Here is a 22,451-nt window from a genome sequence, read left to right on the forward strand (position 1 = left end):
TTTTAAGGCAAATAAAATGTAATTTTTCTTGGCAAAAGCGAAAAAAAATTGTAATTTGCAGGTCAAATTTGTTTTTATGTTAAAATCCTTATCAATTATGCAAAATATTATTCGTTTGTTATTTGTTTTTTTTGCTGTGGTTCTTTTCTCTTGTGGGGGGTTCAACAAAGCCTACAAGCACTATGAGGAAGGGGAGTACCAAGATGCCATTGAAACGCTTAAAAAATTACAAGCTAAAAAACCCGATGACCCTTTGGTGAATTTCTATATGGCTCAATCGCTACGCAAATCTAATCGTCTGCGTGAAGCCGAAGAGTATTATGCCAAAGTCTATAATAAAAAAATCCCTAAAACCCACCACGAAGACCACGAAGATGATGCCAAGTTTTATTATGCAGTAGTTTTAGAGGAAAACGGCAAAGTAGAGGAAGCTCTCAAACAATACGAAAATTATGTTAAAAAAGGCAAAAATAGGACTTATGTAGCTCGTGCCAAAAGAGAAGTAGAAAATTTGAAAAAGAGGGCGGATTTAGAGAAAATTCAAACTTTTTTTGAGGTGAAACCTGTTGAAAACCTAAATACCAATTTTGCCGAATTTGCTCCTGTGATTTATCAAGATAAGTTGGTTGTAAGTGCCTCACGCGATAAGGCTCACGAGTCTGACATCAATGGGCAGAAAAATTTGGGAATTTATTATGTGCCTTTGCAAAATTTGCAGTCGGGAGAGGCAAAAATGCAAGTGTTTGACCCCAATATTCACAAAGAAAATGTCAATGAAGGTACGCCTACATTTAGCCGTGATGGCAAAACAATGATTTTTGCCCGTGCCGCTCCTATAAATCGTAAGAAAGGACCCAAAAATATGAAATTGTATATTTCCGAGTTAGATAAAGACGGAAATTGGACTGAACCTCGTCTTTTAGAAGGGGTAAGCAGTGCAGATAACGAAAGTTACTACGGCAAACCTACCTCAAAATCTTTTCCCAAAGCGTATGCTTGGGATGCACAACCTTTTCTTTCTGCCGATGGACAGCGTTTGTATTTTGTTTCGGATAGGGAAGCTGATGATAAAGGTACAAGAAGCATCGGCAGACACGATATTTTCGTTGCCGAAAAGAAAAAAGACGGCACTTGGGGCAATGTTCGCAATCTTGGTAAAGAAATCAATACCGAAGCCGATGAGTATTTTCCTTATGTAGCTCCTGACGGCAGGCTTTATTTTGCCTCTGACGGACACCCCAGCCTTGGTGGTCTGGACATTTTCGTAGCGGAGCGTAAAGATGGAAAAATCACCGTAGAAAATCTCGGCAGACCTATCAATTCGCCTTTTGATGATTTCGGCATAATGTTTACCAATGATAGGGAGGGATATTTCAGTTCCAATCGTGCCGAAGGAAAAGGAGATGATGATATTTTTTATTTCATTGATAAAAACCCCGGCAAACGTACCGTAAATTACTTTGTGAAGTTCAAAACGATTGGTGTGAAAAAAGACGAAACCGAAATTCCTCTTACCAATGCTCACGTGAAAATTTTGGACGATAACGACAAAGTTTTGCAAGAATTTTACACCAATGAAAACGCAGAAACAGAAGTTATACCTGTCAAAGATGATAGGCTCGCTTTCAAAGTCGTTGCTGATGTTTCTCATCAGAAAAAGCCTTTCCTTGCGGCTCGTAATGATTTTGCCCTTGTAAAAATTCCTGAAAAATATTTACCCCCCAAGCCTGTAATTGATACTACCTTCGTTTATGAACTCAAATTGCAAGAATACGATGACAAAACCAAATTCACTTTGAACATTCTCTACGACTTCAACAAATGGAATATCCGTCCTGATGCCGCTAAAATTCTTGATGAGCTTATTGTGTTTTTGAAAGATAACCCCAATGTGAAAATTGAATTAGGCTCACATACAGACGCTGTAGGTAATTTTGAAGATAACGACTTGCTTTCCAAACGCAGAGCCGAATCCGCAGTGGAATATATCGTAACCAAAGGTGGTTTTGATAAAGAACGTATTACACCGCAAGGTTATGGCGAGTATGTACCTCGTGTAATTACCAAAGAACTTGCCGAACAATACGATTTCTTGAAAGAAGGTGATGTGCTTGATGAAGTATTTATCAATAAATTTAAGGACAAAAAAACGAGAGACCTTTTACATCAACTCAACCGCCGAACCGAAATTCGCATTTTGCGATGAGTACGTTCACAAAATTCCTTGGCGGATTTTTAGGGGCATAATATTTTATTGTGCCTCTATTTTTTTAACTTGCTTCCAAATTCTACCATTATGATAAAGGCTGAAATTCTAAACATTGGAGATGAAATTCTTTACGGACAAATCACCAACACAAATGCTCAATGGATAAGTGCCGAATTGGATAAAATTGGCATTCGGGTAGTCAGGCATAGTGTAGTGAGCGATACCGAAGAGGCAATTTTAGAGGGTTTGCAAGAAGCCGAAAAACGTGCCGATGTCGTGCTTATTACAGGAGGTTTGGGACCTACCAAAGATGATATTACCAAAAAAACACTCTGTAAGTTTTTTGATGTAAAGCTCATTCGCCACCCCGAAGCCTTGCGAGCTGTTACGCATTTTTTTGAAAGCAGAGGCAGAGAAATGTTAGAAGTAAATAGACAGCAAGCCGATTTGCCCGAAAATGCAGAGTATATCCCGAACCTGAAAGGAACTGCCCCTGGTATGTGGTTTGAAAAAAATGGAAAAATTTTTGTTTCAATGCCGGGCGTACCTCACGAAATGCAGTTTATTATGCAAAGTTATGTACTTGAAAACCTACAAAAATTTTTTCATACTCCTTGCATTGTACATAAAATGATAAAAACCGTGGGCATTGGCGAGAGTTATTTGGCTCGTGAAATTGAAACTTGGGAAAATAACCTGCCTGAAAACCTCAAACTTGCTTATTTGCCTGCTTTTGGAATGGTGCGGCTGAGAATTACAGGTTTGGGATATGACCAAGAGGCTGTTCGTAGGCAAATTGAGCAGGAAGTAGATAAAGTTTTACCACTCATTGATAAATATGTTTATGGATTTGATGACGACGATTTGGCAATAGCCGTAGGCAGACTGCTTGTTCAAAACAAAAAAACGCTTGCTATCGCAGAAAGTTGTACAGGAGGCTATCTTGCACATTGCTTCACACAGCACGCAGGTAGTTCGGAATATCTGAAAGGAGCATTGGTAGCGTATAGCAATGAAATTAAAATCAATGTTTTAGGGGTAAAAAAAGAAACAATTGAGCAGTTCGGAGCAGTAAGCGAACAAACCGTTCTGGAAATGGCAAGTAATATCCGAAAGCTATGCAATGCGGATATTGGCATAGCCACAAGCGGGATTGCGGGTCCCGGTGGTGCAACACCTACCAAGCCAGTAGGTACTATTTGGGTGGCTTATGCTGATGAAAACGGAACTTCTGCCAAATTATATCAATTAGGAAACGATAGAATGGTGAATATTCAGGTAACTGCTAATTTGCTCATAGATTGGCTTCGCCGAAAGCAGGGAGGAAGGGTGAAATAAGAGCAATTTTAGCGAAAGAAAAAACTTTTAGAATGAGCTTCAACTTAAAAATTTTTCAAATTTTTTTGGCAAATTTTTCAAAAATTGTATTTATTTGCGTTCTGTTAAACCAAAACTGATTTAGAGATGTCTACTATTGCAGAAAAAGTAAAAAGCATTATCGTAGAAAAATTGGGCGTAGAACCTTCTGAGGTTACCCCTGAGGCAAGTTTTACTAATGACTTGGGAGCTGATTCCCTCGACCAAGTAGAACTGATTATGGAATTTGAAAAAGAATTTAACGTTTCTATTCCTGACGACCAAGCCGAAACTATCAGTACGGTAGGACAGGCAATCGCTTATCTGGAAGCTAACGTAAAATAATCTTCTAACCAAAAATCCAACTCAATGAACCCAAAAAGAGTGGTAATTACGGGGTTGGGAGCAGTAACGCCCATTGGAAATACCGTAGCTGAGTATTGGGAAGGTCTTTCCAAAGGTGTGAGCGGTGCCGCTCCCATTACCCGTTTTGATGCCTCCAAATTCAAAACTCGCTTTGCTTGCGAAGTAAAAAATTTTGATGTCAAACTCTACATAGAACACAAAGAAGCTCGTAAAATGGACTTGTTTCAGCATTATGCTATTGCCGTTGCTGAACAAGCTATCCAAGACGCAGGCTTTGATTTACAAAGCCTTGATAAACGCCGCGTAGGTGTGATATGGGGTTCGGGCATAGGCGGATTAAGGTCTTTGCAAATGGAAGTGGTTGATTTTGCCAAAGGTGATGGTACGCCTCGTTTCAATCCATTTTTTATTCCTAAAATGATTGCAGACCTTGCCCCTGGACATATTTCTATTAAGTACGGCTTTTTAGGACCCAACTACACCACGGTTTCGGCTTGTGCTTCTGCCAACAATGCCATTATTGATGCCTTTAATTATATTCGTTGGGGAAAAGCCAATGTTATTCTTACAGGTGGCTCCGAGGCGGCAGTTACTGAAGCGGGCATAGGTGGTTTTAATGCCAATAAAGCCCTTTCTGAACGCAACGATAGCCCCGAAACTGCTTCACGTCCTTACGATAAGGATAGAGATGGTTTTGTGCTTGGCGAGGGAGGAGCTTGCCTTATTTTGGAAGAATACGAACACGCCAAAAAACGTGGTGCAAAAATCTATGCAGAAGTAGTAGGAGCTGGTTTTTCCTCTGATGCTTATCATATTACAGCTCCACACCCCGAAGGTTTGGGCGTAATTTATTGTATGCAAGATGCCCTTGATGATGCAGGCATCACCCCCGATAAAATTGACTATATCAACACGCACGGCACCTCAACTCCCATTGGCGACCCGCAGGAAATTAAGGCTATCCAAGAAGTTTTTGGAGAATATGCCTATAAACTCAACATTAGCTCCACTAAGTCAATGACAGGGCATTTGCTCGGAGCTACGGGGGCTGTTGAAGCCTTAGCCTGCATTTTGGCTATTCAACATCAGGTTGTACCACCTACTATCAACCTCTTTGAACTTGATGAGGTTTTAGACCCAAAGCTCAACTTTACCCCCAACAAAGCCCAAGAACGCAAAATTACTTATGCTTTGAGCAATGATTTTGGCTTTGGCGGGCATAACACTACCATTATTTTCAAGAAATTTGAAGAGTAATTGCTCCGATGCTTTGGCTCAAGCAACTTCAAGCGTTTTTTAGGAAGTATTCACCGCAGGAACAAAGGCTTATTTCTTTTGTGAAAAACATCACAGGAAGTAAGCCTTTGAATTTATCGTTGTATCGCTTGGCTCTGATACATAGTTCGGTAGCTATACAAACGCCAAATCAGAATTTTCGTTTATCTAACGAGCGTCTGGAATACTTAGGTGATGCAGTTTTAGGTTTGATTATTGCTGAATATCTTTACAAAAAATTCCCCTACAAAGATGAGGGGTTTCTGACAGAAATTCGCTCTCGGATTGTCAATCGCGAAAGTTTGAACCAACTGGCTCATAAAATAGGCTTAACAGAACTGATTGAATACGAAACTTCTATTCAAATTCGTGGAAATCAGTCTATTGCGGGTGATGCCTTGGAGGCATTCATTGGTGCGGTGTATTTGGATAGAGGTTTTCTCTTTTGCAGAAACTTTGTTCTCAAAAGGCTTTTACAAGCACATCTGGATTTAGATAAAATTATACAAACCAACCTCAACTATAAGAGTTTGCTGATAGAATATGCCCAAAAAAATGGCAAAAATATAGACTTCGTACTTATAGAGGAAAAAAGTTATCGGAATACTACAACTTTTACCGTTGAAGTTCGTCTAAATGGTAAAAGCATTTCGCAAGGTATGGGGCAAAACAAGAAAAAAGCTGAACAAGCCGCCGCCGAAAAAGCTCTACAAACCTTAAATGTTTCTTTGAAATAATCGCTTTCAATCTTGTTTAGGTTCTTTTTCTACTTCAGCAGATTTGATTTTGTTTTCTTTTTGCATTTGTTTGAGCTCTTTGGTTCGTGAGGGTGCATTGAGCGGCAAAGGATTTGTCGTAGGAGTACCTGATATGGTTCTTTTAATAGGTTTTCCATTTACCCACATTTCACCGCGACTGGGATATAAAATTTCACCTTTCCCGCTACTTACTACTGCTCCTTGTCTTTCGGTAGGGTTGTAACGAGGCGATTTTTCAGGATATCTCTGATAGCGAGGCATATCTTTTTTCCACATAAATTTGCCTTTACGCAAGTAGCGTACATTATAGGGCTTGGAGCGATATTTTTGCAACTCTCTATTGGATAGTTTAGACTTACGCAAAGAATACCTAATTTTCAAAGCCCCCAATGAGGTTGCCATACGATGAGAGCGTTTCATACGCACTTTTTTCCAATCTACATAACGCACCGTACCGCTATAATTTTGCATTTTGCGAGTATTATGGATAATAGCTTTTCGGCGTTTTTCCAAAAAGCCGTATTTGATTGCTCCCCCTGTAAATTCATCGTATCCGCGTCTGTATTCGTGTGGGCGGAATTTATAATTGGAAATAAACTTATCGTGTCCAAATTTTTTCTTGGTTGGAAGAAAGGCATAACTTGATATAAACTTATCATAACCACGTCTGTACTGATGAGGTAAGAATTTAGTTTTGGATTTGAATGTAGCGAAGCCTGTTTGCAATTTATGAGGTAAGAATTTGGTTTTAGATTTGAAGGTAGCAAAACCTGTTTGTAATTTATGAGGTAAAAATTTATATTTAGACCTAAATGTAGCAAATCCTTTTTGGGGCTCTCGAGGGAATAGCGGTTCAGAGCCTCGGAATTGGCTTTGTCCTAATACTTGTGGAGATTCTACATATCTTTTTTGCCCTGCATAATGTCCCGATTGTACGGTTTGTGAATTAGGAATTTTTTCCGAACCTTTGGATTTTGTACCCTCAGTGGGAGTTACACGCTTTTTGAGACGATATTTGTTGGTAAGAACAGGTTTTTTTGAGGCGGTATTGTCTTTACGTTGAGCAAAAACTTCGCCACAAGCCAAGAAAATTAAACTCAAAAAAATGATATGTATAAATTGGGTTTTCAAGTAAATAATTTTTTAGTTTCCGTCTTTTTTAGGTTCTTGTTTTTCTTCGGGCAAAGCAGGTGGATTTTCTTCCGGTTTTTCTGGCTGTTCTTGCTCCTCTTCATTAGCATTTTTCGCTCTTTTAGATTTTTTAGATTTTTTCTTGCGGGTTGCTTTGCTATTGTTATCGGGGAATAGCTCTTTATCCTTGATAAATTTCTTTTCTTTTCTAAAAATTTTACTTTGTTCGGCTCTTGTTTTATGTTTTTTCTTGCTTACACCGCCTACTTTTTTTACCAGCCCTGTTTTGCTGTGTCTTTCAGTAATGATAAAATTGGTAGGTACATAGCCATCTTCAGGAATAGCTACGGTGCCTACTTCCTGATACGCCGCACAAGTAGAAGGCTTTCGATTGCAAGCAAAAATGAGCCAAATGCAGGTTATGTAAAATAAATATTTCAAAACAGATGTTTTTGATTAAAACTGCTCTCTGCAAATATACAAAAGCCTTTCTGAAATTCAGCAAAAACTATGCAATAATTTTCTTGGTAAGCATTTTATTGTTTGAACCTTTGAGTAAATCTTTCTACTTTTGCAAAAATTTTTACGAGCAATCTACTCTTTTTATTCACTTCAAAACTTACGTATCAATGAAAAAATTTCTGTACAGCTCTGTATTTCTGCTTATTGCTAATATAGCTTTTTCTCAAAATTGCTTCAAAGAAGTAGCTATTCTGATTGATACGCTTCGTTTTACACAAACTAAAAATCAGATTCAATTCAAGGGGGAAAAATTTTTGGCTTTTGAGTATTTTACTGAAAATCCGACTTGTGAGGTACGTTTGTTTCCTCAAAATATGGAAAATATCCAAAAAATAGAACTGGCATACTCGCAGGATTTTCAACTTGTAGATTCTATTTTTCGCAGTCAGGATTATTTTCGTTTCAAGATAAAATTTAATAATCTTACACAAACGCAATTTCTCACCTTAAACTTTACAATTTATCAGATTCCACTGAAAGAAATTCCTTGTGAATTGCGTCTGTTGCCATATTTTAATACCAAAGTGGCTTTTGCACCAAAAGATGACGAATTGTACGTAGGTGAGGAGCGTATGTTTGAGCTAATTTCCAATAATCCTGAAAATATCCGAACCAACCCTATCCCTACGAATAGTAAAGATATTGATTATCGTACGGAATATGTTAATAAGCAACTTCGTTTGTATGTTCTGCCATCAAAAATTGGCGATGTTGATTTTAGTCTGGATTTAAGCACTTTCATTCCTTACATTGACGAAAAAGGACGCGTAAATTATCAACTTCCAACTATTAAGTATAAATTTCGTGTAAAAGGTAGTCGTTTGGCTTTTTTGAATACCGATGTAAAAGAAATTACCATAGAAGAGGCTACGCAAAAGGAAGGCATAGAAGTTCAATTAGATTACAATCGTTATTTGAATGTAGGGAAAACGTATCGCATAGAAAACCAAGAGAAGGCAGGAGGAATGCTCGTGGCTGAAATTTTTATTAAGAGTTTAATGAACAATGGTAAATTTTTATGTGTTTTAAGACCTTACGGACAGCATCGTATTTCGGAAAGCTATCTTTACATCAAAGCGGGTGATGAGCCTGTTTGCATTACGAATTTTAATGTTACCCCCAAAACTATCATCAATAATATCATTATTTTTCACGAAGGAAACAGACGGGAAAATGTTTTTTATCCCGGTGAAACCGTTGATGTACGTATAGAGGGGCTTGCTTTGCATAAAGCACGTTTTCGTTTTGATGGCTTGAATGTGCTTACCTCCGATTCGCTGATTCGCACCGAAAATGTGCAAACTTTTCGCTTGCAAGTACCAATGAATATCAGCAAAAAAGAAATAGAAATTTTTAACCGAAACGACAAAATTGGGCGTACTATTCCTGTAAGTGAATATCAAAGACCGCATCAGCAACTTAATTTTGTACGAATAAATTATGGTGCAGGCAAGCAAGTGCTCAGCGAACTGCCTCAGACCATTCTTTACCCTTATACCATCAAAGATATTGAAGTTTCCTTTGATTATGATAAAATTGACGAAAACAAACTTTTTGGTAGGCAGTTTGTAAGCATTGATATCACGATTTTCAATGCACGTGGCGACTTGGTAGATTTGAAGCGTATTCCCAACATTATGGTATGCCCAGGTGAAAATTCACCAAGATTTGCTTTTTACAATGATAAGCAATGCAACAAAGAACCTATCAGCCTCAATAAAGTTTTGGGTAGAAAAACTTTTGATTTGGACGGGTGGAGTAGAATTGAAATTACCATTAGCCACGATAAAGATAAATATGGAGGTGAGGGCTTTAGTAAAAAAATTGAAATTATTTTGCAAAGAAAACTGCGTTTTGATACAGAGGTAACTTTTCCAGGGGGCTTGCTTATCAAACGTGCTGACCAAGAAAATTTTAGCCCCTTTGGAGGGATTAGTTTAGCAATTATCCAACAGCTTAGTTTTTATAATCCCAATAAAATCAATCGTTTTCAACCTTATAAAGTGGGTATCGGTGTTCTTGCCAACAATGCCTTCAATTTTAACCCTAATGCAACTAATAGAGATATAGGTGTGGTACTTTTGGGTAGTCTGTATCCCACTCGGCGAGATGTAAAACTTTCTTTTCCTCTTTTTGCGGGAATGGGTTATTTTTTAAGTGCCAAAGCCTGGTTTTTCTTGGTAGGTCCGGGTATTTTTGTGAGTTTCTGATATTGGAAACAAAAGAATGAGGATTTGCTTTATGCAATGGAAGCAAACCCTCACTTGAATACATTTTGGAATAGAAAACAAAATTCGGTTTTTTAGATATTGAAGGAAAACTTGATGGTTAATCTCTCATATCTTAATTTCTTTACACGTGAATTACTTCACTTAATTTACACTTATGCCCATATTCAGTAAAATTAGCAATATTACTGCGGTAGCAAGGGCAGTGCCTCCGTAGTACAAACCTATGCTGTATCCTGTTTGCCCTGTTTTGGCTCTATTGAGAATGTAAGGCAAAGAAGCTACTGAAAGCAAGCTATACACCAAACCCATAAGCAGGAGCATAATGATAGAAAAAGTTTGTCCTTTGATAAACAGAGCAGGTAAAATAATTGCAAAAGCGATAATACAGCCCCAAATTAAACTTTTGTAAGAACCTTGTTTTTCTACAATTTTACTTACAGGAATAGCAAGTAAAGCGGAAAACATTAGCATAGCTGATTGCAAATAATCGGGGTCGGAAAAGAAAACTTTTTCAGTTGCACCAAAAAATTTATGCTTTACCCACACCGCAGGTACAAAAAAGAGCATCATCATCTTGAAAAGTCCTACAAAAAAGCCTGTCAGAAACAAATCTTTTTTGCTATCCATAGCTAATTCTTCTTTTGCCATTATTTTTTTATCTTCTTCTGTGGGAGGCGTAATACTTACAGTTTTGATAGCATACGCCGCTGAAATCACAAGCACACCACCTAAAATAAAGGTGATTGTAAGCCCGAGTGTATTGAGGATTTGAATAAGAAAAGGCTCAATAGTATAAATTAAACCAAAAACCATTGTCAGAATTGCCGCAACTTGTGGAAATTTATGAACTGGCGTAAAATTTTCAATAAGTGAAATTGCAGGGCTATGAAAAGTAGCCATCGCTGCCAGCCATAGGATAACAAGCACTGGTAAAATCCATTTCAGAGGGCTTGCAGGATTAGTATTGAGAGCAACACTTACTGCTACGAAAATGACTGCCGCAAATGCCGCTCCCGATATGATGACTGAGAATTTAGAGCCTCTTTCACGAAAAGCCTTATCTGCCCATTTCCCTGAAATGGGGTGAAAAATAGCTCCTAAAATACCTTGTGCTACCAGCAATAGTCCTGCAAATTCTACAAAACTGAATTTGAGTAGCAGTTGTGGCTGATACTTTTCGTAAGCAAGCCAGCCAATTGTAATTGCCGCTTCCAATGCCGCAATACTAATAATAGATTTGGTAAAACTTAATTTTTGGGCTTTAGGTGCAATAGAGGTTTCCATACATTTCTTAGTTTAAGTTTCTTTTGAAAAATCTTTTACAAGACTTACGAAATGATTGCCCAAGCGGTTTTCTAAAAAACAAAAAAATTCTTATATGTAGTGAAAAAATACTTCCTGCTTTATTTCTGTGGCTAAACTTAACGCTACGGGGCAAGTACGAGCCGCATTTTCAAGTTTTTGTTTGTATGTGCTTTCCAAATGCAAATTACTTGGAAAATAAAAATGCACCTGAATTTCTGCAATTCTACGAGGGTTAGATGCCATTATTTTAGTTGTTTTCCAAGTAACACCTTGCAGGTTTATTTTATCTCTTTCGGCAACAATGCCCATAATGGTCATCATACAACTACCCAAAGCGGCACAAACCAAATCGGTGGGTGAAAAAGCTTCTCCTTTGCCGTTGTTATCTGTGGGGGCATCAGTGATGATTTTACTTTGTGAAGCTAAATGTGTAGCTTCGGTGCGTAATTCTCCTAAATAAAGGCTTTCAATTTGGTGGTTCATCGGAGTATCGTGTAAGTTATCCAAGAGGCAAGATAAGCTAAAATGTTGAAAAAAACAAGTTGCCCCAAAGGATACTTCCAAGAGCGAGTTTCTTTCCATACTACGGCAAAAGTGCTCATACATTGCATCGCAAAAGCATAAAATACCATAAGCGAAAAACCCACAGCTACCGAGTAGGTTGGTTTTCCTGTTTGAGGATTTATTTCAGAAGCCATTTTTTGCCTTACACTTTGTTCGTTTCCTTCCTCTCCCAAGCCATAAATTACAGACATTGTCGCTACAAAAACTTCACGAGCGGCAAAAGAGGTAATGAGTGAAATGCCTATTTTCCAATCAAATCCCAAAGGTTCTATGATAGGTTCAAGGGCTTTTCCCAAATTGCCCGCAAAAGAAGCCTCTAATTTTGCTGAATTGATAAGCGGAGTGAGTTCTTCTTCGGAGAGGGTAGGGTAGCTTTTTTTGATAGCACTTTCCGCTTTTTCTAAACTATCTCCCCAACCATAGGAAGCCAAAACCCACAAAATAACTGAAATTACTACAATCACCTTTCCTGCATCAAACACAAAGGTTTTTACTTTTTCGTAAATAGTAATGATTACATTTTTCCAGCGAGGCATCTTGTAGGTAGGCATTTCCACGATAAAATAATCATTTCCCCAAAAAGGCAAAAATCGGCTTAAAACCTTTGCGGCAAGCATAGCCATAAGTAAGCCCAAAAGATACATTGCCAGCAGTGCAAGAGCCTGATAATGTAAAATTCCCCATAGCATTTTATCAGGTATTACAAGGGCTATCATTACGGTATAAATGGGCAGGCGAGCCGAACAGCTAATCAGAGGCACTACCAAAGTAGTAATAAGCCTTTCTTTGGGGTTATCAATGTTTCGGGTAGCCATAATAGCGGGAATAGCACAAGCCGCCCCCGAAATCAAGGGGACAACACTTTTGCCATTTAAGCCAAATTTTCGCATAATCTTGTCCATCATTATCATTACGCGTGTCATATAGCCCGTTTCTTCCAAGATAGCAATAAAACCAAAAAGGAGAGCAATTTGTGGAATAAAAGTAACTACGGAGCCAATGCCTGCCAAAATCCCTTCTGTCCAAAGATTTGTAATAAAATGGTTGGGTAAATTTTCTCGGAAAAATGCTTGCAGATGGGCAGTACCTTGTTCAATCCATTCCATAGGGATTTCTGCCCACCTAAAAATCGCCGTAAAAATCAGCAGTAGTACCATTAAAAAAGAACCATATCCCCAAAGCGGGTGAAGCAATATTTTATCAATTTTGCGAGTAATACTCTGTGGATTGTAGGCTTTTTCGTGTTTTTGGGTGGTTTCGGCAACAATTTTTTCTATTACCCTGAAACGCTCCAAAGTCTCATCTGCTTGCAAATGAAGTGCTTGAAAGCTATTTTTTAATTCTAATTTTTGAAAAAATTGCTTGTCGGTTTCTGCCAAAAAAGATAATTTTTCGTAATGGTGAAAATATAAATTTGCCCAATAAATGTTGGGTAATTGATATTTTTGCCTAATTTCTTGTAAAACATTTTGCAAGGGGGCATAAGTTTGAAGAATAATATTGGGAGGAATTGATTTATTTTTTTCTAAATCAAGAACTTTCTGCTTGAGTTCGTTAATGCCTTCGCCACTTCTGGAGTTGGTACAAACCACAGGGCTTTGTAAGCGTTCAGCAAGTTTTTGTGTATCAATTTCCCAGCCGCTTTTTTGGGCTATATCAATCATATTTAGCACTAAAATAGTAGGAAAACCTAAACTCTGTACTTCTAAAAAAAGAAGCAAGTTTCTTTGCAAATTAGAAGCATCAATTACTACTAAAATTGCATCAGGTTTTTCGGGATTTTGAGGATTGAGCAGAAAATCCAAAACGACTTGCTCATCATCCGATTTGGGATAGAGACTATATGTACCGGGCAAATCAGTGATATATGCTTTACTTTGATTAGGGAGCAAGAAAGAGCCTGTTTTTTTCTCTACGGTTACACCTGTAAAATTGGCTACTTTTTGATTTAACCCCGTAAGTTGGTTGAATAGCGAGGTTTTACCTGCATTAGGATTTCCGATAAGAGCAAGTTTCACGTGAGTAATGTTTTATTCAATAATCTGAACTACAATATTTTGGGCTTCGCTTTTACGCAAAGCAATAAGCGTTTCTTGCACCGAAATATAAATGGGGTCGCCAAGAGGAGCTTTGCCCAACACTTCAATAGTAATGTTCGGTAGTAAGCCCATTTCTAAAAGTTTGAGGAAAACACCCCTTTGCTGGAATTCAAGGATTTTTGCTTTTTTACCAATAGATACTTGATGTAGTTGCATTTAATTAAATTAAATCTAAACAATTTTGCAAAAATAAGAAAAAACTTTACAAACTCAAAGAGAGCCATTGAGCCAGGGATAATTCTGAACTTTCTTAAAAAAAGAGCTTTGCAAAAGGTTTTGCAAGGCTTGGGCTTGACGAATGTGGTGGCAATCGCTTGCCAGAAAATGAGGCAGGCGTGCTTCTATGATTTTTTCAGCGGTTTTTTGTGCCTCTACCGAATAATATCCTACTAGCGAGAGTATATTTATTTGCAACAGAACACCCAAATTTAGTATTTTCTCCAAAAAACTAAAGTTATTCTGCACATATACATATCTTTCAGGGTGGGCAAGAATAGGTTGATATCCATTGGCTTTCATTAGAAAAATAGCTTCCTCCCAAAAAGCGGGTATATTCAAAAATCCTGTTTCAAAAAGTAAATAATTTTTTTCACCAAAGGAGAGCAGTTTTTCGTGTTTTTGGAGCATTTGCAAAAAATGCTCATCTACATAGTATTCTGCGGCGGCTTCAATAGGGATATTGATTTGGTTTTCTTGCAAAAAAATACGTAACCTTTCTAATTTATTTTGTATAATCTCGGGGGTATTTTTGTAAAAATCCCACAAGATATGAGGTGTAGTGATGATTTTCTGAAAACCATAATCCTGAAATTGCTCAATGATTTCAAGAGCTTGGCTTTCTGTTTGTACGCCATCATCAATACCTGCAAGCAAATGAGAGTGCAAATCAACTTTGAGAAAATCAAAGATGGCAGTATTAGGAGTATCTTTTTTGCGAGAGAAAAGTTTTAACATTATTTTTTCCAGGATAAAAGTTGCATTTTTAGCTTGTTAAACCAACTTGTAGTTTTTGGTGTGTTCTTTTCCTCATAATATCCATACCCGTATCCGTATCCATATTTACCTTGCTCTTCAACAGCATTAAGAATAAGACCAACAGAACGAATTTGGTGTAAAGAAGTAATTTTTTGAATATTTTTGGCAAAACCTCTACGAGAGTAATTAGCCCTAAGCACAAAAAAGCGAACATCAACCTGCGACATAATGAGCATTGCGTCAGTTACCAAACCTACGGGAGGCGTATCTATCAGTACTACATCATACAATTCTTTGAGAGTTTTGATAAGTTCTTTGAACTCATTTCTCAAAATAAGCTCCGAAGGATTAGGAGGAACAGGTCCTGCTGAAATATAAGATAAATTTTCAATTTCTGTAGTTCGCAAACATTCTTCCAAAGAGTGCCTACCAATAAGAATGGTACTAATCCCCTTTTCATTAGAGCCATTCAGCCCTAAGTGTACTTTGGGTTTTCGCATATCCAAATCTATAATCACTACCCGTAAGCCCGACATTGCGATAATACCACCTAAATTGATTGTTACAAAGGTTTTCCCTTCACCACTGATGGTAGAAGTAATAGAAACTACTTTTTGTCCCGTTTCTTTTTCGGAGCGAGGGAACATAAAATCCAAATTGGTTCTTATATTTCTAAACGATTCGCTGATAGCTGATTTAGGGTTTTGATGAACAATAAGTTTGGAATGCTCCATTTTATACTTTCTGTACTTAGGAATAGCTCCTACAACAGGCATAGAAACCGACTTTTCTAGTTCTTGTTGCGAACCTATGGTATCTTTGAGCAGATATTTTCCTACAACCAGAAGCAAGCTCAACAATATCCCGATACCTCCAGCTATACCATAGATGAGTGTTTTTTTAGGAGAAATGGGTATGGAAGGGGTAGAAGCAGGCGAAATGATTTCAAAGTTTGGTACAGTACCTGCTTCTGCCAAGCCAATTTGTATTTTTTGCTGAATAAGATTGTTGTAATAGCTTTGAACAGTTTCGTATTTCTTTTTGAGCTTATTAAATTCTGTAATTTTGGAAGGTAGCCCTAAAAAATTAGCTTCTATTTCAGCCAGTTTTTGTGTGATTTCAGTCAGCTCTTTTAAGATTTTTTTCTTATAGCGGTCGATACTTTCTGTAATATTTTTTTGCAAGTTATTGATTTTTATATCTAATACTTGATAAGAGTAGGTAGCAGAGGTTTCGGAAAGTTCTTGATTTTGACGAATCTGACGCAAGCGGTTGAGTTCAGAAATTTGTTGTAAGATTGCCCCATCAACATCAGGCATCAGAGGAATGTTTTTAGAGTCTACAAAACGCTGATTAACAAATATTTCAAGTTCAATGATAGTTTGCAGTTTCGCATTGATTTTATAGCGTTCTTCGGTAAGTTGCTGAATTTTATTAACTAGCTCGCTGATTTTTCCTTCAATGTTATTGGTTTTATTTTGAATGATGAAACGTTCCATTTCAGCTTCATAGGCATTGAGTTCTTTTTCAGTTTTTTCAATTTGAGCATCTAAATACTCTTTCTTTTGTCTATTTGCTCTGTTTTTGATTTCCACACTTTTTACACGATACACTTCGCTAATACTTTTGAGCACATCACGAGCTTTGGTAGCGTTATGGTCTTTGAAACTGATAGCGATAATTTTGGCTTGAGGGTTGAGAATAAAGGCTTCTAAATTATTAGCCAAATAATTCATTGATTTTCCCTTGCTATTTAGCACGAAGTAAATGTTTTCACTATACGTGGAGAGGGGCATTTTTTGAGTAATCAGTAACTCAACATCTTTATTTTTGAGCCACTCACCAAATTTGCCTTTGTATTCTGCAAGAGTTTTTTTATCGTTCTTAACTTCAATGTTGTAACTATGACCATCTTCACTTTCAATATAAAATTTTTGATTGTAAAGATTTTCATTTAATACCACTGCTTGCACTTCAATAGGTGAAAAGCCGTGCATTTCGTTATCTAAAATCCTGCCTTCGGCGTAGTATTCTACGGATAAGTCTATGTTTTTCAGTACTTCTTCATAAATGAGAGGAGAGCGAATTACCTCCAATTCACCTGCAATGTTATCAATAGGATTTTCCTGATTTAAGCCTATGCGTAAGTCCAGCCCCGCCGATTCGTCTTTGAATTCCATTTTAAGATTAGCAGTGCTTTGAAAAATAGGCTTGGTATAGCGTAAATACAGATAAGCCAATGAAACAGAAAGTAAGGGAAAAACTATCAGCCAATACCAATTTTTACGAAGTATGTAAAGAATTTTTGCAAAATCTATAGCTTCCAAAGGACTTTCACCACTATCTATATCATCAGTTTGCAAAAGCCTTCTGAAACGTTCTTCTTCGGTAAGGTATTGAGCCATAATTGATTATTCAAACAAATCGGTAACACAATTTTCGTAAATATACGAAAAAATGAGGAATATTGGTTTTGAAAATTGTAATTTTTTGACCTTCAAAAAAATGAAATTATCTCAAAATATACAACTTTCCATAGCCTTTTTTGAAACCTTTGTCGGCTTTGGTAGTTCGGTGTTTAATTTCTTGACCATTGAGCTTCATAGTTACGCGATATAGATATACACCGTTGGCAAGTCTATCACCAAATTCATCAGTACCATTCCAAGCATATTGCGAAATATTGTTACCTACCCGAATAGGTCCGAGTTCATCTTGGGTAATTTCTCGTACCACCTTACCTGAAACCGTCAGGATTTGAATTTTCATTTCTTGCGGAACTTCCGAACCCGTAAGTGTAAAAACGAAACGCGTAGAACCCGAAAAAGGATTAGGATAAGGCAAAACATTCGTTACGCTAGCTTCATTGATTACCTCAAAGTTTACTTGGTAAGGCTCTATACCTGCTCGGTTGCCGCGGGCATCTTCGCCATTCACACGAAGAGTGTAAATACCGTCTTCTAAATTTTTGGGAGTAAATTCTATGTCAATATTTCTACCTTCACTTCGCCAACGCAAATCGTTACCACTGAAAGGAATACGTTCAAAAGTACAATTTTCGCAAGGTCGTTTAAGACGAATATCTAAGCCGATAGTATCTTGTTTTTGCAAGAATGGGTTATCATCTCGCAAGCGTATGCGTATGAGTGGATTAGCCGAAACAATATCACCATCTAAAATTCTCACACCATCAAAAGTTACATCAAGAATAGGGTTTTTGTTATCGCGTAAAACTTCATATTTTACTTCTAAAATGTTATTGTCGTAGTATTGCTCCAAAACTTGTTTAGGATTTACATATACTCGCAAGATGTTTTCACCATCATTACCAAGTGTCTGTACAGGTACTTCAAAAGTAGTATATTCTTGTGGTTTAGGGGCTTTGATACGCATCGTACGCACAACTTGCGTACCTTTGCTCGGATTAGTATAAGTGCATTGAACCAGTAAGGAATCTGCTGAAAATTCTTTTCCTGAAATATTTTCAAAAGCAAAAGGAACGCTGAAAGGTTCTCCTTCTTGTTTGGGTGTGATTTTATATTTTTCTAAACCAATTCTTTCGGTATTTAGGAAACCTTCGGGAACGCCATCATAAATTACTTGCCAACGTTTCAGCTGTGTAGGCGTGAAATTGATGCTATCGCGAGTGTAAAGTTGTAAGCGTAAATAGGGATATTGCGTAGCATCAATACTATTGAGGGCAAAAGCGTATAGAGGTTGTGGAACATTGCTATTAAGAACAACTTGCTGACCTGCCAAGTTTTCGCCAATAATGCTCAAATACCACACATCAGGGCTATTACTAAGTTCGGAAGGCAAGATTTTTTTGTAAAGTGTTCCCCAAGCTGTAGCAGGACCTATCCGAGTAGAGGTAACAGTGCCTTTGGTGAAACCGCCTCCCAACTCATAATCCATTGAAATAGTTTCGGTAGTTGGGCTTGTTATGGAGGTTGCAATAATTTCCTGTAACCTTGCTCCACCTTTTTGGGCAAAGAGTATGTAGGGTTCGCCTTCATTAAGGGTTGCCAGTGCCGCAGGCGAGCCTCCTATGGCTTGCAGAGTAGGTAATGCCGCCGCCCAAGCCGCATTGGTTATATTCCCTTTATTGAACACTAAAATATAACTTCCTGTGGGTATTTGCAAAAAAGCACCTTGCAAAGCACCATTGATAATGGCAGAGTTGGTGAAATAATACACTACCGAAGGGCGTCTGCCACAAATGGGCACACCTGTATTGCTTCCTCCAAAAACCTGAAAAGGCAACTTGCTTTCTTGCTCAAAAACAACTAATAAAAGGGTATTTGCAAAGCAAGGGTCGCTATCGTTTGGAGTAATGAGAGGTAAATCGTTTAGAAAACAATTAGTATTGATAAAGTTAGTGCCTGCGTCGGGGCTATCTTTACCAAAAGTGCGAACGCGTATGCGGTTTTGTACCTGCTTAAATTCCCATTTACGTTGGACTTCATTTTTTACAATACCCACGTCAGTGCTTTTGGAAAACTGAAAAAAGTGGCTTTGCGACCAACCCTGAGGGCTATTTTTGATGTAAATAAAACTACTTTCGTCCCAAAGAATGTTTGGGTTATTTACAGCATCAGCAAAATTGACCCGCCAATAATATACCAAGCTATCCGAAGGTAAAATATCAGTAAGCAGTGTAGTTTCCCAAGTAGCAATGCTTCCCGCAGGTACAATCCGAGAGCGTTTGATAGGGCTATTAAATTTATGGGTAGTATCAATTTCAAAAATAAAATCGCGAGGCTCTAACTGCAAATTTGCGGATTGTGCCATTAGTTTTACAGGCTGACTGCTCACGATACTATATTCAGGAGGAAATAAGGCTTTTGCACCAAAATCAGGGATAAATATTTCCAAAATAGCAGTATTATTGTTTTCAAATACTTCACTAATTTCATTTTTCCAATCTAAATGCACTTCAAAGCGGTTATTGCCAAAGAAACTCACACCTGTTGGTCGGCGGATAGTGATATACACACTATCAGTACGGCGAGGGTCGTTGTAACGAATCTCGGGGGTATGGTCAAGGATTATTCCGTTGGGAAGCGTTTGTTTGACAGAAATTTCAAATTGTGTGTTAAAAGTTTTAGAAAGGTTGGCAAGTTTTACTTTCAGACGCAACGAGTCGGCTCTTGCAGTTAAAGGGGCGTTGTTGAAGCCTTCCAAAGCTAACCAAGCATTTTGAGTAAAAAGGTCGGGGGCATTGCCACTTATCAGGCGTACAGCGGGGTCTCCTTGCAGAGCCATTTGTTGTACGTGAGCCAAGTCCATAAAGTTACTGGCAGGGTTAAGGCTTGGTCCGAAAGTACGAGGGATTTCTTGCGTGATTTCTCCCAATGATTTACCAAAAAAACTTGCATTAGCAAAAGCTGTGGAATAAAAACGTGAGGAATAACTATTTAAATTAGCAGCAAAACCCAAAGAAGTATTAGCCAGCCACGCTATACAACCTCTGTCAGGTGTAAAAAGCCAATCTTCGGCTTGGGTTGGTTTGCCCGAATACACGTCTCCCAAACTACAACCATTGCCCAAAAGCAAAGGGTATTTGCCTTTGTTCCGATAGCCTTGGGTATCATCAGAGGCTTGCCCAATTTCAATATCAGTAATGCTTTGCCCCGAATGACCGAAAAAAGTCATTAGAGCAGTTCCTTTATTCAGTTCATCGGCTATATTGATGTATTCTACATTGGAATTAGTGTTTTTTTGAACGGTTTTAACTATTCCCGCTAAATAGTCGGCTTCGGCTATACCTTTGTACAAATTCAGATAGTAAAGCAAAGAGGCTTGTTCGCCTGCCCCTATTCCACCGCTTAAATGTAAAATATTTTTCCGCCAAGTATCGCCCTTACCAAAACTTTCTTCGTGTTCTTTTACTTTATTGAGGTAGTTGGCGACTTGTTGGGGGGTGCGAGCCACCAGCCTACCTGTAGGAATGGCAGGGGCATAGTTGTAAGTATCAAAACCTGCTGTAAAAGGTAAATCACTCCCCGGAAAGCCCCACGTAGGTACTAAATTCATAGCCCAGTGGGCAGGATTTGAACGAATCTCGTAATCAGTGAAATAAATAGAGCCAAATTGAGCATCAAAAGGACGCAAAGTGATTGGATAACCTATCAAAAACAAATACTTGGGCGTACCATTGAAATAGCAATATCGGGCAAAATTACGGATAGCAAGCGGAGTATATTCACCATAACTGAATTGGTCGTAAAGTTGTAAAATATTTGCTACAAGAGGTTTGAAACTTCCTCCTTGCACAGAAGCTCGGTAGTCGGCATAGGCTTGAATTACATTGCTATATCCGCCTGCCGCTTGCATAAGATTGGGGTGGGTAACAATCAGATAATCTACTTGTGCAGGATTGAAGTTAATAAAATTTACAGGACGTATGCCAATTACGCTTCGGAAATTGTTGCAAAAGAAAATGCGTTTGTTACTGGTAGTGCCGTCAATAATGGCAGAAATCGTACCTGTGCCTGTGGTAGCGAGACGTCTGATATTGTTTTCATCTGTAATATCATAAAGCAAAGAGCCGTTAGGTACATTGCTTACGTTGATGAGTGAAGTACCTCCCACATTTGTGGGCAAAAGAAATTCTTTTTCACTTTGGTTGTTGGCATTAGGATTTTGCGAATATACTAAACGAATGGAAGTAACAGAAAACCAACCATCACCGCCATTGTGGATAGCCCGTAAAATAAAATTTCCATTGGTGGGTAAATCTGTAAAGTTCAAGGAGGCACTTAAAAAACCTTGGTTATAGTCGGCGATATTGGGGCTGGCAATAGTTCGCAATGATGAAACAGAACTGCCTACTTGAAAGATGATGGAAACGGGTGCTACACGCCTGCTTACATAACGAACTTCTAAATACGGATCTTGCCCAAAAGTGTTAGCATTTTGCACAGGAATAAGAAAATCACGGCTACCGCTATAAATAGGCGTACTGGTGAAACCTTCACCTCTATCATAGCTGGCTAAATAACAAAAGGTTGTGGTAGCGAAATTATTTTTACCCGGAGAAAGTTGTTCAGAAAGCACGCTAATACGTTCTTCTAAAAGGTAACTTTCGGGAGTATAGCCTAAATCAGGCAAATTTACAAAAGGCATACGTTTGCCTGCTACACCATTTCGCCAAGTAATAAAATACGCCGTAGTATCGGAATGAAGGTTATAATAAGGATTGACCTGATTGAACGTGTTAGGATAGTAGAGTTGTTGGTCAAGGGTGCCGTCGTTGCCTTTGCCGTAAAACTCTACATAATCGGAAGCATCAAAAGTGCCATCGCCTTCGCCTGCAACAAAAATGGCTTGCTCTTGCCCTCGGTGAAAGATTTGAATGTATTGCGGATTGACGCTTGCAGGGAAACCCGCAGATACCAATTGAGGCTGTGTAATGCGATAAATTCCTTTTTGTGTTACAGGAATTTTGAAATAAGTCTGTGCAGGATTTATCCATTCATTGCCATAAGGTTGGGCATACGCTACATAATAAAGCAAGAAAACGGCAAAAGCAGTAACAATACGTTTCATAGCGAGCAATTTTACCTTTTATACACAAAAAAACAAAAAGGTAAGCAAAAAAACAAGTATTTTTCAAGCCCTTTCCAAAAGGCTCCACTTGATATTCTCGCAATATACA

15 protein-coding genes are annotated in these 22,451 nt (G+C 38.1%); 6 read left to right on the forward strand and 9 right to left on the reverse strand.

The annotated features are described in order from the left end of the window. The first annotated feature begins 97 nt into the window (after positions 1-97). The 5 genes from Rain11_RS03695 (at position 98) to rnc (ending at position 5,943) form a co-directional block, all read left to right on the forward strand. Positions 98-2,206, forward strand: coding sequence for an OmpA family protein (locus Rain11_RS03695; protein WP_165778069.1), 2,109 nt, complete (start codon positions 98-100; stop codon positions 2,204-2,206). A gap of 90 nt (positions 2,207-2,296) precedes the next feature. After that, a complete protein-coding gene (locus Rain11_RS03700) occupies positions 2,297-3,547 on the forward strand; it encodes a competence/damage-inducible protein A (protein WP_101357993.1) in 1,251 nt (416 codons plus the stop codon). A 126-nt stretch (positions 3,548-3,673) separates the two neighbouring features. Beyond that, positions 3,674-3,910, forward strand: coding sequence for an acyl carrier protein (locus Rain11_RS03705; RefSeq protein WP_101357994.1), 237 nt, complete (start codon positions 3,674-3,676; stop codon positions 3,908-3,910). 24 nt (positions 3,911-3,934) lie between these two features. Next, positions 3,935-5,188, forward strand: coding sequence for a beta-ketoacyl-ACP synthase II (gene fabF / locus Rain11_RS03710; RefSeq protein ID WP_101357995.1), 1,254 nt, complete (start codon positions 3,935-3,937; stop codon positions 5,186-5,188). 8 nt (positions 5,189-5,196) lie between these two features. Then, positions 5,197-5,943 carry a ribonuclease III gene (rnc, locus tag Rain11_RS03715; RefSeq protein ID WP_101357996.1) on the forward strand — a complete coding sequence of 249 codons (747 nt, stop codon included), beginning with the start codon at positions 5,197-5,199 and terminating at the stop codon, positions 5,941-5,943. A 6-nt stretch (positions 5,944-5,949) separates the two neighbouring features. Here rnc and Rain11_RS03720 read toward each other — a convergent pair whose 3' ends face one another. Next, positions 5,950-7,095, reverse strand: coding sequence for a hypothetical protein (locus tag Rain11_RS03720; protein ID WP_101357997.1), 1,146 nt, complete (start codon positions 7,093-7,095; stop codon positions 5,950-5,952). A 12-nt stretch (positions 7,096-7,107) separates the two neighbouring features. Continuing rightward, positions 7,108-7,536, reverse strand: coding sequence for a hypothetical protein (locus Rain11_RS03725; protein ID WP_101357998.1), 429 nt, complete (start codon positions 7,534-7,536; stop codon positions 7,108-7,110). Positions 7,537-7,724: 188 nt separating this feature from the next. On the opposite strand from Rain11_RS03725, the gene Rain11_RS03730 reads away from it, so the two are divergent. Next, a complete protein-coding gene (locus tag Rain11_RS03730; protein ID WP_133121493.1) occupies positions 7,725-9,827 on the forward strand; it encodes a hypothetical protein in 2,103 nt (700 codons plus the stop codon). A gap of 162 nt (positions 9,828-9,989) precedes the next feature. Here the strand turns inward: Rain11_RS03730 and Rain11_RS03735 are convergent, their stop codons facing one another. The 7 genes from Rain11_RS03735 to porU2 form a co-directional block, all read right to left on the reverse strand. Beyond that, the gene (locus Rain11_RS03735; RefSeq protein ID WP_101358000.1) at positions 9,990-11,132 is read right to left on the reverse strand and encodes an MFS transporter; all 1,143 of its coding nucleotides are present in this window, start codon (positions 11,130-11,132) and stop codon (positions 9,990-9,992) included. 90 nt (positions 11,133-11,222) lie between these two features. After that, complete coding sequence (locus Rain11_RS03740) at positions 11,223-11,636, reverse strand: OsmC family protein (RefSeq protein ID WP_101358001.1); 414 nt, start codon at positions 11,634-11,636, stop codon at positions 11,223-11,225. Beyond that, on the reverse strand, positions 11,633-13,735 hold the full coding sequence (feoB, locus tag Rain11_RS03745; protein WP_243390541.1) for a ferrous iron transport protein B: 2,103 nt from the start codon (positions 13,733-13,735) through the stop codon (positions 11,633-11,635). The genes Rain11_RS03740 and feoB overlap by 4 nt, the downstream gene beginning before the upstream one ends. Positions 13,736-13,747: 12 nt before the next feature. Next, positions 13,748-13,972 carry a FeoA family protein gene (locus Rain11_RS03750; protein ID WP_101358003.1) on the reverse strand — a complete coding sequence of 75 codons (225 nt, stop codon included), beginning with the start codon at positions 13,970-13,972 and terminating at the stop codon, positions 13,748-13,750. Between the two features lie 54 nt (positions 13,973-14,026). Beyond that, a complete protein-coding gene (locus tag Rain11_RS03755; protein ID WP_101358004.1) occupies positions 14,027-14,770 on the reverse strand; it encodes a tyrosine-protein phosphatase in 744 nt (247 codons plus the stop codon). Further along, positions 14,770-17,196, reverse strand: coding sequence for a polysaccharide biosynthesis tyrosine autokinase (locus Rain11_RS03760; protein WP_101358005.1), 2,427 nt, complete (start codon positions 17,194-17,196; stop codon positions 14,770-14,772). The genes Rain11_RS03755 and Rain11_RS03760 overlap by 1 nt, the downstream gene beginning before the upstream one ends. A 106-nt stretch (positions 17,197-17,302) precedes the next feature. Next, positions 17,303-22,342 carry a putative type IX secretion system sortase PorU2 gene (porU2, locus tag Rain11_RS03765; protein WP_101358006.1) on the reverse strand — a complete coding sequence of 1,680 codons (5,040 nt, stop codon included), beginning with the start codon at positions 22,340-22,342 and terminating at the stop codon, positions 17,303-17,305. Between the last annotated feature and the right edge of the window lie 109 nt (positions 22,343-22,451).

Origin of the sequence: Raineya orbicola (assembly GCF_002843425.1) — a bacterium.
Lineage (GTDB): Bacteria > Bacteroidota > Bacteroidia > Cytophagales > Thermonemataceae > Raineya > Raineya orbicola.